A 14,137-nucleotide genomic window follows, 5' to 3' on the forward strand; every position below is an offset into this window, starting at 1 on the left:
GCCCGGCCCGTCTGAGCCCGGCCCGTCTGAGCCCGGCCCGTCTGAGCCTGGCACGTCCAGGCACTGGCCGCCGCGCCGCGCTCAGCCCGGCAGGAAGTCCGGCACCGAGAGGTAGCGCTCGCCCGTGTCGTAGTTGAAGCCGAGTACGCGGGCGCCCTGCGGCAGCTCCGGCAGCTTGGCGGCGATGGCGGCCAGCGTGGCGCCGGAGGAGATGCCGACCAGCAGCCCCTCCAGCCGGGCCGAGCGCCGCGCCTGCTCGCGCGCCGCTTCCGCCTCCACCTGGATGACGCCGTCCAGCGCGGCGGTGTCCAGGTTGGCGGGCACGAAGCCGGCGCCGATGCCCTGGATCGGGTGCGGCGCCGGCGCGCCGCCCGAGATGACCGGCGACTGCGCCGGCTCCACCGCGAAGACCTTGAGCTGCGGCCAGGCCGCCTTCAGCACCCGCGCGCAGCCGGTGAGGTGCCCGCCCGTGCCGACGCCGGTGATCAGCGCGTCCAGCCCCTCGGGGAAGTCGGCCAGGATCTCCTGCGCGGTGGTGCGGACATGCACCTCGATATTGGCCGGGTTCTCGAATTGCTGCGGGATCCAGGCGCCGGGGGTCTCGGCCTGCAGCGCCTGGGCGCGGGCGATGGCGCCCTTCATGCCCTGCTCGCGCGGGGTCAGCACGAACTCGGCGCCATAGGCCTGCATCAGCCGGCGCCGCTCGACCGACATGGAATCCGGCATCACCAGCACCAGCCGGTAGCCCTTCACCGCCGCCACCATGGCCAGGCCGATGCCGGTGTTGCCGGAGGTCGGCTCGATGATGGTGCCGCCGGAGGCGAGGCGGCCATCGGCCTCCGCCGCCTCCACCATGGCCAGCGCGATGCGGTCCTTCACCGAGCCGCCGGGGTTGCTGCGTTCGGACTTCACCCAGACCTCGGCCTCGGGGAAGAGGCGGCCCAGGCGGATATGCGGCGTCCGGCCGATGGTCTCGAGTACGCTGGCGGCTTTCATGAGCGCGTCATCCTCTTGGTTCTGGCGCCGGCACGGGGCGGAAGAATGGCCCCCGCATGATGGCGCAGATCGGCCGTGCCCGGAAGCGGCGGCCCCGGCGGGCGGGGCGTTCCGGAACGGCATGGGGGGAGAATACGGCGGGGTCCGGCGGGGTTGCGCGCCGCCTCTTGCGGGGGCGGAAGGATACGCCGTTAATGCCGGGGCATCGCGGCGGCAGGCGCCGCCCTTCCGCGGAGGCAGGGCCCATGGACGAGGTTTTCATCACCCAGGCGGGGGAGGCTGCCCGCCGCTGGTCCGGCATCGCCAGCCCGAACGAGACGGCGCGGCAGATGACCGCCGAGCTGCTGAAGCTGATCGCCGAGTTCGAGGCGCTGCGCGGCGGCCTGCGCTTCGAGGACGAGCCGGCCGATTTCGAGGCCGCCCTGCGCGACTGCAAGGAGCCCGGCTGATGCCCCAGGACGCTGCCCTCGCCCAGCAGGACGACCTCGCCACCCTCTCCCTCGTCGAAGCGGCCGATGCCCTGGCGCGGGGCGAGGTGACCGCGCTGGCGCTCACGGAGGCCTGCCTGGCGCGCATCCGCCGCCACGACGCGGCGCTGAACAGCGTCATCTGGCTGGACGAGGCGGCGGCGCTGGAGGCGGCCGCGGCCGCCGACCGCCGGCGGGCGCGCGGCGAGGCGCTCGGGCCGCTGCATGGCGTGCCGATGGCGCACAAGGATATGTACTACCAGGCCGGCAAGCCCTGCAGCTGCGGCTCGGCCATCCGCCGCGACTTCCGCCCCACCTACACGGCCACCTTGATCAGCCGGCTGGAGGAGGCCGGCGCGCTGACCCTGGGCGGGCTGAACATGGCCGAGTTCGCGCAGAACCCGACCGGCCACAACCGCCATTTCGGCGACTGCCAGAACCCGTGGGTGCGCGGCCGCATCACCGGCGGCTCCTCCTCCGGCTCGGGCGCCGCCGTGGCGGCGGGCTTCGCCTTCATGGCGCTGGGCTCGGACACCGGCGGCTCCATCCGCCTGCCCGCCTCGGCCTGCGGCGTGACCGGGCTGAAGCCGACGCAGACGCGGCTCAGCCGCCACGGCGTGATGCCGCTCTCCTTCTCCTGCGACAATGCCGGCCCCCTGACCCGCACCGCGCGCGACTGCGCCCGGGTGATGACGGTGATGGCCGGGCACGACCCGAAGGACCCCACCAGCGCGCGCGAGCCGGTGCCGGATTACGAGGCGGCGCTGGATGGCGATCTGCGCGGCCTGCGCATCGGCGTGGCGCGGGAATGGTTCCTGGAGGCGGTGGATGCCGACGTGCTGCGCGCCTTCGAGACGGCGCTCGATGTGCTGCGCGGGCGCGGCGCCACGGTGGTGCCGGTGGAACTGGCCATGATGCGGGAGGTGCTGACCTATGGCGCCGTGGTCAGCCGCGCCGAGGCCGCCACCATCCATGCCACCTGGATGCGCGACCGCCCAGGCGACTTCGCCGCGCATATCAGCGGCCGGCTCTTTCCCGGCTATGCGGTGCCGGCGGCCTACTACCTGGAGGCGCTCTCCCGCCGTGGCCCGGTGCTGCGCGGCTTCGCCCAGGCAGCTTTTGGGGCGGCCTTCGGCGCGGTGGACCTGCTGGCCAGCCCGACCATCCCGGGCGCCCTGCCGAGCCTCGCGGAGACCGATATCGATAGCGGCGACCCGGAGGCCATAAGCCGCTTCGGTGCCATCTCGCGCAACACCCGGCCCTTCAACTATCTGGGCCTGCCGGCCATCAGCATCCCTTGTGGCTTCGATGACAGGGGCGCGCCGGTGGGGCTGCAACTCGCAGGCCGTCCCTTCGCCGAAGCGCGCGTCATGCAGGCGGCCGACGCCTTCCAGCGCGATACGGACTGGCACCGGCGCCGCCCACGGCTGGACTGATGCCATGCCGCGCCGCCCGACGACTTCTTCCGAGGTTCGGCGGCGCCTCAGGCAGCGGGAGCGGCATCCGGGGCGGTTCGTCCCGACGCAAGGTGGCGAGCAGGTGAACAATGGCCATGCCGCGCTGCGTGTTCAGCTGAAACCGATGGAACCGGTAGCTGCCGGCGAAAAGCGGCCTTGCCATGCCGATTCCCATCTTCGCCGAGAGACCTCACCGGCAGACCTGCAAGGCTGCGTCTGACGGGCTCATTTTGGTATGTCTCACTCGTAAGTTGTCATAATTATCATTCTGAGGCGAATAGTGCCCTGATAAAGACAGGCTCCGGTCAAACCCGAGCAAGATGGAATCAAAATCCAGACTCCTGGCGCACCTGCATCCCCGTTCAAGGAGAGTTTGTGCCGCAGGGCATACACGCAGAAAAGGTCTCACCCCGTCCGCCAAAAGGAGGGCGTTTATGGCGTACGGCCCTAAGACACGATAATAAAAGGTTATCAAGCATACGGGCGGTAGGAGTGGCTGCTACCGCCTCATATTGCCGCATTTTCTATCCGGCTCCGCAGGCCATGTTGCGGCACCTGCCGTTCGCAGCCCGGCAGGCTCGCCGGTCGAGGCTCATCATCTTCCGGATGGCCGCCGAAGGCCCTCCTCATCGCGTGGCGAACACCCCTCTTCCGTCCCGGCCATTCAGTCTTTCCGTTGCCGCGCCTCGATCTCGTCCAGCACGGCTTCTGGCGCGATGTCCTGCTGCACCTCCTTCAGTTCCGGGTCGGCCTGAGTGCGGATGTCCATGCGCCTGGCGATCTCGGCCACGAGTTCCGATAGCTTGGTCAGTTCATGCTCCGCCAACAGGCTGATCTGAAGGTCCAGATCGGCCCGCTTGTCGGCTGCGGCGGCCATGCGGTTCTGGCTGATGAGCACAAAGGTGGAGAGAAAAATGGCCTCGACCGAAGCCTCCATCGCGAGCACCACGAAGGACGGGTCGAATTTGGGCACGCCCGGGACCAGGCCAAGATTGACCAGGATCCAGGTGCCGTAGAAGGCCAGGTGGATGTAGACGAACGTCATGCTGCCGGTGAAACGGGTGATGGCCCCGGCAACCCGCTCCTCCCGGCTCGCCGATGCGGCCTCCTGGCGGCGCCGATCCTCCAGGACCTGGATGTTGCGCATGAGAGAAGTATTGAGGCCGACCGGCCTTGGCGGCGGCACCGTCGGTGTTGGTCCTGGCATTTCACGGGGGTCCTTCTTCGGAATCGCGCTGGGATGTCAGAAGAACCGGCGAGGAACCTTCCGGTTGGTAATTCTGTCCATCGCCGGCGAATTCGGCGCATGCAGGGCGGAGAATCCTCCCCGCGAGCTTGTGCCCTCGCTGCCTGGCAGAGGGCCTGCAAGCGCGCACGCCACTCGGATGGCGGAGGACCGAGGCACCTTCACCCATATGCCCGCCGCCGGAGAACACCGGATCACGCGCGCATATTTCGTGGTTCAGGGGCTCCGCCCCGGAGGCCCGCCTCGCCCGGTTCAACAGGGCCATGGTTCCGCAGTGGCCATGGGCCGGTTCGGCATCAGCAAACCAGCTCGCGTAGGCGGCCTTTACCTCGTCATCCGCCCGCTGCCTTGCCGCCCTCGGCCATGCGCCGCCTCCAATTCAACAGCAGGCTGGGCGAGACCCCGTGCATCCGGGCCACGGCCAAGGCCGTCATGTCTGGCTCCATGGCGCCCTCAACCAGCCGGAGCTTCTGATCGGCATTGTGGCAGCATCGGCGCTCACGGCCGGTGAGGATTTGGACGCGAGGCGGGTCCATCGGCATAAGCGTATGCCTCAGCACAGACTGAGGTCCTCGCCGCTATACGCGGTGTCAGGTCGAACTGGGGCCAGTCCAACAGGACAGAAGATCTCGAAATCGACCACGGCCGGGAGGCGCTCCAGCGGATCGCCGGCTGCGGAAGGGCTGCATACCGCTCATCCGGGTCGAAGAGGCCGAGTTGCCCCGCCATTGCCATTGCCTCCGCTGACCAAGGCCAGTGAATCAGCCCGGCGCCCCAGCCGCGAGGTTGTCTGAGGCGTCCGAATGGCTGGCACGGAACAGGGCCAATGATCCCCGCGAAATCTTGGTTGTCTCACCCGATCTCCATGCGGCCATTCATGCCAGCAATGGGGCCTCGGGCTGGCCCACTCCGGCCCTGGTCATCAGCGGGCAGAGGCTGCCTCCCAAGCTCAACCGCCATCTTCGGGCGCGGTGAGCGATGGAATGTCCATTCGGGAAATGCACCGTCAGTTTACAAAGGTCAGTAGATCCTGCCAGCCGATCATCCAACTCGGCCGGCTGTGCCGTTGAATGAGAGGCACTTCAGTCTTTCAGTCCATTGTGGATCAAACGGAAGAAGGTACTGAACAATGCATCGCGCCTCAGATCCTTGCAGGTCCTGATCCGGCGCTCGAAACAGAACCGGATCAGGTGTCCTCGCCATCCTACCCGCGCAGCTTGGTCAACGCTGCAGCAACGGCCGCGGCGATCTCGGTTGGCGTATAGGGCTTTGTCAGCCAGCCGAGGGGTGCCGCTGCCCCCTCGCCTCGGGCCCGGGTGGCTGCATCGGAGTGTGCCGTCGCGAACAGGCTGGGGATGCCGAGGCTGCTGCGGATCTCCGCCGCAGCGGAGATTCCGTCGCGCGCGCCCGTCAGTCGAATATCCATCAGCACGAGGTCGGGGCGCTCGGCCCGGGCGATCTCCACCGCCTCCTCGGCCGTTGCCGCGACCCCGACCACCTCAAAGCCGGCGGAGGCCAGTGCGTCCTCGGCGTAGAGCGCGACGAAGTACTCGTCCTCCACCACCAGCACCCGGCCACGGGACGGCGCGCCCGCCCCCAGGCAGCCCTCGTCCTGCACGTGAAGCGGGGATGGCCATCTGGCGGAAGGCAGGCCCGGAAGGCAGCGCCTGGAGGCAGACGCGGCGTGCCATGTCAGCGCGGTCATGCCTTGCCTTCCGCCGCCGACGCGGACTGGCCTTGGAAGCGTACCACGCAGCGCGCACCCCCGGCCCGGCTACGCCCAACCGAGAAGGTCCCGCCGATCTGACGCGCGAGGCCACGTACCAGGCCGAGGCCGGAAGCCCGCCTGACCACGCCGGCGGCCGGCTCGAAGCCTGGCCCCTCGTCCTCGACCCAGAGTTCGACACTGTCATCGGGCGCTGCGGACAGGCCGACCCAGATCCGCCCCGGCGTGCCATTGGTGCGGGCCCCGTGCTTGACTGCGTTCGCCACGAGTTCGTTCAGGACAAGCGCGAGGGGAATGGCTGCGTCGTTCCCGATCCCGACCGGCTCCGCCTCGACCACCAGGCACCCACGCGTGCCCGATGCCTCTGCCACCATAGTGGCGATCTTTGCGACGAACTCTTCCCCAGGCACGCCTTGGAAGTTCGAGCCCTGGTAGAGCATCTGGTGCACCGCCCCGACAGCCGCCAGTCGGCGAGAGGCCTCCTCCAGCGCCGCAGCCGCCTCCGGCGCGCCGGCCTCGCGCCGCGCTGCCGAGAGCATGCCCGAGAGCATGTGGATGTTGTTTTTCACCCGGTGGTGCAGTTCCCGCAACAGCAGGTCACGCTCGCCGAGTGCCTGTTCAAGCAGGATCTGCGCGCGGCGGCGCTCCATGATCTCCTCATTGAGCTCGCGGATCTTGCGCGTGAGCACGGAGAAGCGCCTGTCCGCCTCCGAGAGGCGCAGGAGCAGGAGCGGCGTCTCGCCCTCCTCGGCAGGTATCAGCAGCCCGGCCTCGCACCGGAAGCGCACCATCTGCCCAGCCGAGTCTCGCAGATCCGCCGCGCCGGGAAGGGCGCTTCGCGACCCGGAGCAGCGGAGCAGGTAATGCCGGAGGGCCGACCCGGCCTCGGCGCCTGGGCAGAGCACAAGAAGATCCCCACCGGCCTGGACGCCTGGGCCCAGGCGCGCGAGGGCTGCGCGGTTGGCGAAGAAGATCCGCCCTGGTGTGCCGACGAGGAGCGCCGGCTCAGACAGGGCCTGCAGGGCGCGCGCGGCGCCCTCGTCAGGCGCTGGCATGGTCACGGCGGAAATACTCGCGGAGACCCGGCTGGGCCTGCGCGGAGGGCCGGAGGTGGACGACCACCCGGCACCCGGCATGGCCCTGGGCAATGGTGCGCTCGAGCTCGACTCCGGCATAGCCCAAATTCTCCGCTGCGATGGAACCGAAGACGTTCGATGTCATCATGCAGAGCGAGGGGCGGCCCAGGACGAAGTCGCCAAAGGGGCAGGCGCGGTTGCCGAGCACCAGGCGGTCCTCCGACTCCTCGATGACGAAGAAATCGCCGCGGATGCGCTGCTTGAGGTCGACCAGCACCGCGGCCACCTGCGTGCGAGAGAGGCGCTCGACGGCGAGGGCGCGGCGGTACTCCGCGTCGATGTGCTCTCCCATGGCGGCACCGACGACACTGATGTAGCCGGAAGCCTCCTCGAGGCCGACGATCTCCTGCAGCGTGCCCGCCAGCTCACGCAGGAGGCGCCGCAGGAAGATGTCGCGGTCAAGCTGAACCTCGCCGGCCTCGGCCGGGGCCGTCGTGATCGCAGTCATGGCAGTTCTCCCAGTGGCGCGCGCAATGTCACGTCCTCGAGCCGTTGTTAAGGCCGTCACGATCATGCATCAACACCGGTATCCGCGCAGCGCTCTCGTCGGCACCCGGCAAGGGCATCCGGGAGATCTGCCTATCCGGTCTGCGCCCGCCCCTGCCTCGCTCCCCGTGCATCGGCCACGGCGAGCGAAGCACCCCACGGCAGCAGCCGCCAAGCACCAGGGATTCAATGCCTTAGGCGGTGGGTGCAGGGATCCCCGGCACCGCCGGGTCAGCCTGGCTGCACGCCCCAGAACTTGGTGAAGCCGGATTGCAAGCCCTGCAACCCGCGCGTCGCGGTCTGCTGCTTGAACTGGCCGAGGGGGTAGTAGGGCACTTCCTCCATGCACACGCGCTGGATGTCCCGGCAGACGGCCTGGCGGCCCGCAAGGTCCGGCGCATCGAACCAGTCGTTGTAGAGGCCCTCCAGCCGGGCACTCTCGTACCAGCCGGCATAGCCTGCCGTGCCATTGCCACGCACGCCCACATGCGTCGCCGGGTTGAGCAGGTCGGTTCCCGTCCAGCTTGTGGCGAACAGGCTCCAGCCGCCGGCCTCCACCGGACCGCGGTTGTTCCGGCGCTGCAGCATCGAACCCCAGTCGGTCGCGACGTAATCGACGTTGACGCCGACCCGCCGCAACATGTCGGCCGCGACATCGCCCAGCGCCTTGATCGTCACGTAGTCGGTCGGCACCAGCAGCACGACCTTCTCGCCGTTGTAGCCGGCGGCGAGGATGTCACGCTTCACCGCCTCGTCGCTGAGCGGCTTGCGGAGCGGGTCGAGCCCGACCTCGCTGGCCATCGGCGTGCCGGGGCAGAAGAAGCCGGTGGGCACGTGGTAGCTGGCGCTGTCGTTGCCGACGATGGCCTGCATGTAGGCGGCCTGGTCGATGGCACCCATGAGGGCACGGCGGATGGCCGGGTTGTTGAAGGGGGCTTGGGTGCAGTTCGGCCGCAGCATGCCGAGGGTGCCCGTCTCCTCCTGCACCCGCAGCCGGATGCTGCGGCTGCGCGCCAGCATGGGCTTCAGGTCGTGCGCCACCTGCTCCCACCAGTCATGCTCGCCCGTCATCAGCGCGCCGGCGGCGGTCGAGGCATCCGGGATGGTGGTCCAGACCACGCGGTCGTAATGCGCGACCTTGGGTCCGGCGGTGCCGAGCGCTGGCCCGCCCTCCCGCGGCCGGTAGCCGTCGAAGCGGGCATAGACATTGCGCGCGCCCTGCAGCCGTTCCTCCTGCACGTAGCGGAAGGGACCGCTGCCGATGATCTCGGTGATCTGTGTGCCAGGGTCGGTGCGCGCGATCCGCTCCGGCATGATGGCCGGCATCATGGCCGTGGTCTTGGCCAGCGCGTCCGCCAGCAGGGGGAAGGGCTTCCTCAGGCGGAAGACGATGGTGCGGTCGTCGGGGGCGGTAATTTCCTCGCTCACCCGCATCAGGGCGCCGCCGAAGGCGTCGCGCGCGCCCCAGCGGCGGATGCTCGCCACGCAGTCCCGCGCCAGCACCGGCGTGCCGTCGTGGAACAGCAGCCCCTCGCGCAGGCGGATCGTCCAGCGCCGACCGTCATCCTCCACCACATGGCCTTCCGCCATCTGCGGATAGGGCACATCGTTCGGGTCCAACCCGTAGAGGGTGTCGAACACCATGAAGCCGTGGTTGCGCGTCACATTGGCCGTGGTCCAATGCGGGTCGAGGAAGGCAAGGTCGATCTGCGGGATGAAGCGCAGGGTGCGGGACTGCCCCTGCGCCAGGGCCGGAGCGGCAAGGGCGGCGGTGGAGATGGCCATCCCCTGCAGCAGTGAACGACGACGCATGAAAGCCTCCTTCAAGGGCTGCGGGTCAGCCACGATACGCGGCTTTCACCGTTGGCCCCAATGCTGCTGATTCGAGCGGCGCTTGCAAGGGCCAGGTTCTTCGCGATGACGCCGCTCATGCCGCCGCTCCCGGCCTTCCGGCCATGCGCTCGGCGATCGCCACGCGTGTCGGGCGGGTGCTCGCGCTTGGCACCTCCGGCATAATGGAGGCGTCGGCCAGGCATGGGCCTGTGCAGCCCAACACGCGGCACTCCGTGTCCACCATCATGCGTGGATCGTCAGTGGCGCCCATGCGGCACGGACCGATAGCGTGCTGCGCGTCGCCGTATCCGCTCAACAGCCAGTCCTCGAGTCCGGCGTTGCTCAGCGCCTCCACCCCGGGTCCACCACGCGGTCCGTGGCCGTGGCCCGTGGTGGCGATGTGCACATGGTGATCCTGACCCCCTGCACTGCTCCACCCGGGTTGCGGTTCTTCCGGGCACTGTAATTCCCGGGTCTCTGCTGAAGCCAGCGCCCTCGCGGGCCGGGCTCGCCCACGCCGCCTCAGGCTTCCTCGAAGGACAGGCCGGGCAGCGCGACAATCGCCTCGAGGCCGCCGGCGGCAAGGTTGCGCAGCGTGAGGTCGCCGCCATGGGCGCGGATGATGCTGCGGGCCGAGGTCAGGCCCAGCCCCATGCCGCCGGTCGAGGGATTGCGGGCCTTGCTGAGCCGGTGGAAGGGCATGAACACCTGCTCCAGCTTGTCCGGATCGACGCCCGGCCCCCGGTCGCGCACCGTCAGCTCGGCCCCGCGATCCGTGATCCGCAGCGCGATGGCAGGCGGCGTCGCGTGTTTCAGGGCGTTCTCGATGAGGTTCTCGAACACCCGCCGCAGCGCGCGGGGCCGGCCTGTCCACCGCGCGTGGTGCGGTCCCGTGTAGTCGATGCGAATGCCCTGGTCGCCATAGTCGTCGATGATGGTCTTGATGAGCTCGGGCAGGTCGAAGCTCGTCGCCGGTTCCTGCCCGGCATCGTCGCGAAAGAACGACAGGGCCGAATCCACCATGTTGCGCATTTCGTCGACATCGCGGAACAGCTTCTGCTGCTGCACGGCATCGCCGATGAACTCGGCGCGCAGCCGCATGCGCGTCAGCGGCGTGCGCAGGTCGTGCGAGATCGCGGCCAGCATGGTGGTGCGGTCCTCGACGAAGCGCCGGATCTGCCCCTGCATGGCATTGAAGGCGACGATCGTCTCGCGGATTTCGACCGGGCCGCTCACGGGAATGTCCGGCGCCCGTGGATCGACGCCGAAGCGGCGGACTGCCCCGGCCAGCTGCGCCACGGGAGAGGCCAGGGAGCAGGCGGCCGCGGCCGAGCAGCCCAGGATCGAGGCGGCGGCGAACAGGACGATCAGCACGCCGCGCAGCGGAGTGGCGATGCCCCAGCTCCGCTCGGCGGCGGAGAAGGTGATCCAGCTGCCGTCTCGCAGCGCGACACTCACGAAATAAAGCTGGCCGCGCCGCATGAACTCCGCGGCCAGGGCGCCTCCCTCGATGGCGGGATGCCCGCTGTGGAGGAACAGGATGGCCCGCGAAGGATCCTCGAGCAGCGCCCGCAGCCGGTCCCGCCCGGCGATGTAGCTGTCCTGCTGGGCGGCGCTTGGCTCGACCAGCGGCGCCGCGTGCCAGGCGACGTCGTAGAGGCGCGTCCCGGCCGAGCGGGCCAGGGCGGCGCGCTGCTCGGGCGGCTGGGCCTCGATGATCCGCACCGTCGCCGCGGCCGCCTCCGGGAGGCCGCTCTTCTCGAAGGAAGGCTGACCCCAGACGCCGGAAAGCGTGACGAAGGCGCCGTTCATCGCGACCGTCGCCGCCAGGACGACGAAGATCGTCAGGACGAAACGGCGCGTGATCGTGTCCCGCATCCACAGCCGCGCGATCATGAGCGCGTCACCGGGGCCATGAGGATGTAGCCGCCGTTGCGCACCGTGCGGATCAGCTCCGGGCTCTTCGGATCGGCCTCGAGCTTGCGGCGGAGGCGGCTGACCTGCACGTCGATGCTGCGGTCGAAGGCGGCGTGGTTCTCGCCATGCGCCAGGTCCATCAGCATGTCCCGCGTCAGCACGCGCTGCGGCTTCTCGGCGAAGGCCAGGAGCAGGTCGAACTCGCCGCCCGAGAGCGGGATCAGCGTGTTGTCGTCCAGGCGCAGCTCGCGCCGCCTGATATCCAGGCGCCATCGGCCGAAGCTCAGCATGGGGTGGGGGTCTGCCGGCTTCGGCGCGGTGCTGGCCTCCGCGCGGCGCAGCACGGCCTTGATCCGCGCCAGCAGCTCACGCGCGTTGAAGGGCTTGGTGATGTAGTCGTCGGCGCCGATCTCGAGGCCGACGACGCGCTCCAAATGGTCGCTCACCGCGGTGAGCATGATGACGGGTATGGCCGAGGCCATGCGCACCTTGCGGCAGAGCTCGAAGCCGCTCTCGTCCGGCAGCATGACGTCGAGGACGATGACGTCGACGCCCTTCTCCTCCAGCGCCGCCAGCATCTCCGCGCCGCTACGCGCCAGCGAGACGCGACAGGCGTGGTTCTGAAGGAACTGCGTCAGCAGCATCAGGATGTCCTCGTCGTCGTCCACAACCAGAACGTGGGGCATCGGTGTCATGTCCCTCTTCTACCACCGGGCATGGCGCGGCTTATGACCGGTTTTTATGCTGATTGTGTCTGTGCTGAAACATGGTGTGGATGCTGTCAAACACCGCACATCATGGGGAAGCACAGGCTCCCTAGTCTCGCTCCTGGCAACCAGGAGCACCGCCTTGGCCTCTTCCCTTCCCTGCCCTCCGTCCGGCCGGACCCGCCCTGCCGGCGCTGCAGGCCCCTCCGGCAGGGCGGTCCCCCTGCCCCCGATCTGGCCCGGCTGGCGCGACGGCCACATCGCCAGGATCCACCGTCAGGCCGGCAAGACGCGGAGCCCGGCCGGCGAGGCGGGCGGCGCGGCGCTCGCCGCCCCGCTGCCGGCCGCCGGCACCGGTGGCCGCTGACCATGGATCCGCTCGGCAGCCTCGTCGCATGGGCGGCCCCGCTCGGCTTCGCCGGCCTGTTCGCCGCCGCCGCGTCGGAGCGGCTCGTCCCCATCATGCCCTCCTACGGCCTGCTGGTGGCGGTCGGCATCGGCGCCGGAGATGGCCTGTGGCCGGTGCCGCTCGCCCTCTCCGCCGTGGCCTCCGGCGGCGTGGCCGGATGCCTCGCATCCTACGGCCTCGCGGCCGCGCTGGGGGAGGCCCGCGCGCTCGCCCTGCTGCACCGGGGCGCCCGTCTGGCCGGCCTGCCCGCCGCACGGCTGGACCGCTGGGTGCAGGGCTACCGCCGCCAACAAGGCGCGATCGCCTTCGCCGCGCAGCTCGTGCCAACCATCCGGCTGCTGGCGCCGCTGATCGCCGGCCTGCTTGGCCACGGGTTTCGCGCCTTCCTCCTGGCCACCACGGCGGGCGTCATCGTCTGGAGCGCCTTCTTCGTCGGCCTCGGCTATCTGGCCGCGCAGCGCTCCGCCGGGGCCAACGCCTCCCTCCTCGCGCTCCAGCTCCTGCTGATCCTGCTGGCGGCGGAGGGCGCCGCCCTCCTGCTCGCCTGGCGCCTCCGGCGCCGCCGCCCGCCGCACCCTGCCCTGCTTCCCCTCGAGGACCGCATTCCATGAGTTTCGCCGCCGTGAGCGAGACCTACAGCTTCTTCCGGGCCTGGCTCCTCGATCCATTGCGCGTGGCGGCGGTCATGCCCTCGGGGCAGGCGCTGGCGCAGGTCATCACCTCCGAGATCACCGCCGGGACCGGCCCGGTGATCGAGCTGGGCCCCGGCACCGGCGCCTTCACCCGCGCCCTGCTGGCGCGCGGCGTGCGCGAGGAGGATCTGGCGCTGGTCGAGTTCGGCTCGGAGTTCGCGGTGACGCTGCGCCGCCGCTATCCCAGGGCCCACACCCTCTGGATGGACGCCCGGCGCCTGCAGGGCGTGGAGCTGTTCGGCGGCCGCCCCGCCGGCGCCGTCGTCAGCGGGCTGCCCGTGCTCTCCATGAGCCCGCGCAAGGTGATCGCCATCCTGGAGGGCGCCTTCGGCAAGATGCATCCGGCCGGCGCCTTCTATCAGTTCACCTACGGGCCCGCCTGCCCCATCCCACGCATCCTGCTGGACCGGCTGGGGCTGAAGGCCATCCGCATCGGCGGGACGCTGGCCAATGTCCCGCCCGCCTCGGTCTACCGCATCCGCCAGCGCCAGCCCCGCCCCCCGGCGCAGGACAGGCCCGCCATGGGCCTTCCTGCGGCGCCGCGCGGATGAGCGGCGGCACGCGGCCAGCACAACGGAATCCGGAGGACAGCATGATCTCCCTCATCGTCAATGGCCGCCCCGTGCGGGTGGACGCCGCCCCGGACAAGCCCCTGCTCTGGGTGCTGCGCGAGGAGCTGGGCCTGCTCGGCCCGAAATACGGCTGCGGCGTCGCCCAGTGCGGCGCCTGCCGCGTCCTGCTCGACGGCCAGTCGGTGCCCTCCTGCGTCACCCCGCTCGCCGAAGCCGCCGGCGCCGCCGTGGTGACGGTGGAGGGCCTGGGCGGGCCGGAGGGCGACCTCTCCGCGCTGCAGCAAGCCTGGATCGACGAGCAGGTGCCGCAATGCGGCTTCTGCCAGCCGGGCTTCCTCATCGCCGCCACGGCGCTGCTGGCGCGCACGCCCCGGCCGACCGATGCCGAGATCGACGCCTTCATCGACAATGTCTGCCGCTGCGGCACCTATCCGCGCATCCGCCGCGCCATCCACCGCGCCGCCGCGGCGCCTGGCCAGGGCTGAGGGGCGCG

General features: G+C 70.0%; 15 protein-coding genes. 5 read left to right on the forward strand and 10 right to left on the reverse strand.

Annotated elements, in window-relative coordinates; all coding sequences use genetic code 11:
- Positions 1-81: 81 nt before the first annotated feature.
- Positions 82-996 carry a cysteine synthase A gene (cysK, locus tag ACZJYS_RS02510; protein ID WP_493175570.1) on the reverse strand — a complete coding sequence of 305 codons (915 nt, stop codon included), beginning with the start codon at positions 994-996 and terminating at the stop codon, positions 82-84.
- A 245-nt stretch (positions 997-1,241) separates the two neighbouring features.
- Between cysK and ACZJYS_RS02515 the strand changes: the two genes are divergently transcribed.
- Both ACZJYS_RS02515 and ACZJYS_RS02520 read left to right on the forward strand, forming a co-directional pair.
- Positions 1,242-1,445 carry a hypothetical protein gene (locus ACZJYS_RS02515; protein WP_109518141.1) on the forward strand — a complete coding sequence of 68 codons (204 nt, stop codon included), beginning with the start codon at positions 1,242-1,244 and terminating at the stop codon, positions 1,443-1,445.
- Entirely contained in the window at positions 1,445-2,899 is a 1,455-nt protein-coding gene (locus ACZJYS_RS02520) for an amidase (protein ID WP_493175573.1), read from the forward strand. Before ACZJYS_RS02515 ends, ACZJYS_RS02520 begins: the two co-directional genes overlap by 1 nt.
- A 685-nt stretch (positions 2,900-3,584) precedes the next feature.
- Here the strand turns inward: ACZJYS_RS02520 and ACZJYS_RS02525 are convergent.
- From ACZJYS_RS02525 to ACZJYS_RS02565, 9 genes are all read right to left on the reverse strand, one after another.
- Entirely contained in the window at positions 3,585-4,067 is a 483-nt protein-coding gene (locus tag ACZJYS_RS02525) for a DUF1003 domain-containing protein (protein WP_245906536.1), read from the reverse strand.
- A gap of 431 nt (positions 4,068-4,498) precedes the next feature.
- On the reverse strand, positions 4,499-4,708 hold the full coding sequence (locus tag ACZJYS_RS02530; protein WP_493175575.1) for a transposase: 210 nt from the start codon (positions 4,706-4,708) through the stop codon (positions 4,499-4,501).
- A gap of 662 nt (positions 4,709-5,370) precedes the next feature.
- Complete coding sequence (locus ACZJYS_RS02535; RefSeq protein WP_109519213.1) at positions 5,371-5,871, reverse strand: response regulator; 501 nt, start codon at positions 5,869-5,871, stop codon at positions 5,371-5,373.
- Positions 5,868-6,683: a sensor histidine kinase gene (locus ACZJYS_RS02540; protein ID WP_493175578.1), complete on the reverse strand. Its 816-nt coding sequence runs from the start codon at positions 6,681-6,683 to the stop codon at positions 5,868-5,870. The genes ACZJYS_RS02535 and ACZJYS_RS02540 overlap by 4 nt, the downstream gene beginning before the upstream one ends.
- A 250-nt stretch (positions 6,684-6,933) precedes the next feature.
- A complete protein-coding gene (locus ACZJYS_RS02545; RefSeq protein WP_493175580.1) occupies positions 6,934-7,476 on the reverse strand; it encodes a methanogen output domain 1-containing protein in 543 nt (180 codons plus the stop codon).
- 269 nt (positions 7,477-7,745) lie between these two features.
- Positions 7,746-9,326: an ABC transporter substrate-binding protein gene (locus ACZJYS_RS02550; protein ID WP_493175581.1), complete on the reverse strand. Its 1,581-nt coding sequence runs from the start codon at positions 9,324-9,326 to the stop codon at positions 7,746-7,748.
- 115 nt (positions 9,327-9,441) lie between these two features.
- Positions 9,442-9,753, reverse strand: coding sequence for a GMC oxidoreductase (locus tag ACZJYS_RS02555; protein ID WP_219929840.1), 312 nt, complete (start codon positions 9,751-9,753; stop codon positions 9,442-9,444).
- A 116-nt stretch (positions 9,754-9,869) separates the two neighbouring features.
- On the reverse strand, positions 9,870-11,243 hold the full coding sequence (locus ACZJYS_RS02560) for a sensor histidine kinase (protein ID WP_493175582.1): 1,374 nt from the start codon (positions 11,241-11,243) through the stop codon (positions 9,870-9,872).
- Complete coding sequence (locus tag ACZJYS_RS02565) at positions 11,240-11,959, reverse strand: response regulator (RefSeq protein ID WP_109519208.1); 720 nt, start codon at positions 11,957-11,959, stop codon at positions 11,240-11,242. The genes ACZJYS_RS02560 and ACZJYS_RS02565 overlap by 4 nt, the downstream gene beginning before the upstream one ends.
- Positions 11,960-12,340: 381 nt before the next feature.
- Here ACZJYS_RS02565 and ACZJYS_RS02570 point away from each other — a divergent pair, with 381 nt between their 5' ends.
- The 3 genes from ACZJYS_RS02570 to ACZJYS_RS02580 are packed head-to-tail and all read left to right on the forward strand — an operon-like array spanning position 12,341 to position 14,129.
- Positions 12,341-12,991: a DedA family protein gene (locus tag ACZJYS_RS02570; protein ID WP_493175584.1), complete on the forward strand. Its 651-nt coding sequence runs from the start codon at positions 12,341-12,343 to the stop codon at positions 12,989-12,991.
- Positions 12,988-13,623, forward strand: coding sequence for a class I SAM-dependent methyltransferase (locus tag ACZJYS_RS02575; protein WP_493175586.1), 636 nt, complete (start codon positions 12,988-12,990; stop codon positions 13,621-13,623). The genes ACZJYS_RS02570 and ACZJYS_RS02575 overlap by 4 nt, the downstream gene beginning before the upstream one ends.
- A 41-nt stretch (positions 13,624-13,664) precedes the next feature.
- Positions 13,665-14,129, forward strand: coding sequence for a (2Fe-2S)-binding protein (locus ACZJYS_RS02580; RefSeq protein ID WP_493175588.1), 465 nt, complete (start codon positions 13,665-13,667; stop codon positions 14,127-14,129).
- Positions 14,130-14,137 lie beyond the last annotated feature (8 nt).

The sequence above is a fragment of the Roseomonas sp. TS2 genome (assembly GCF_058833935.1).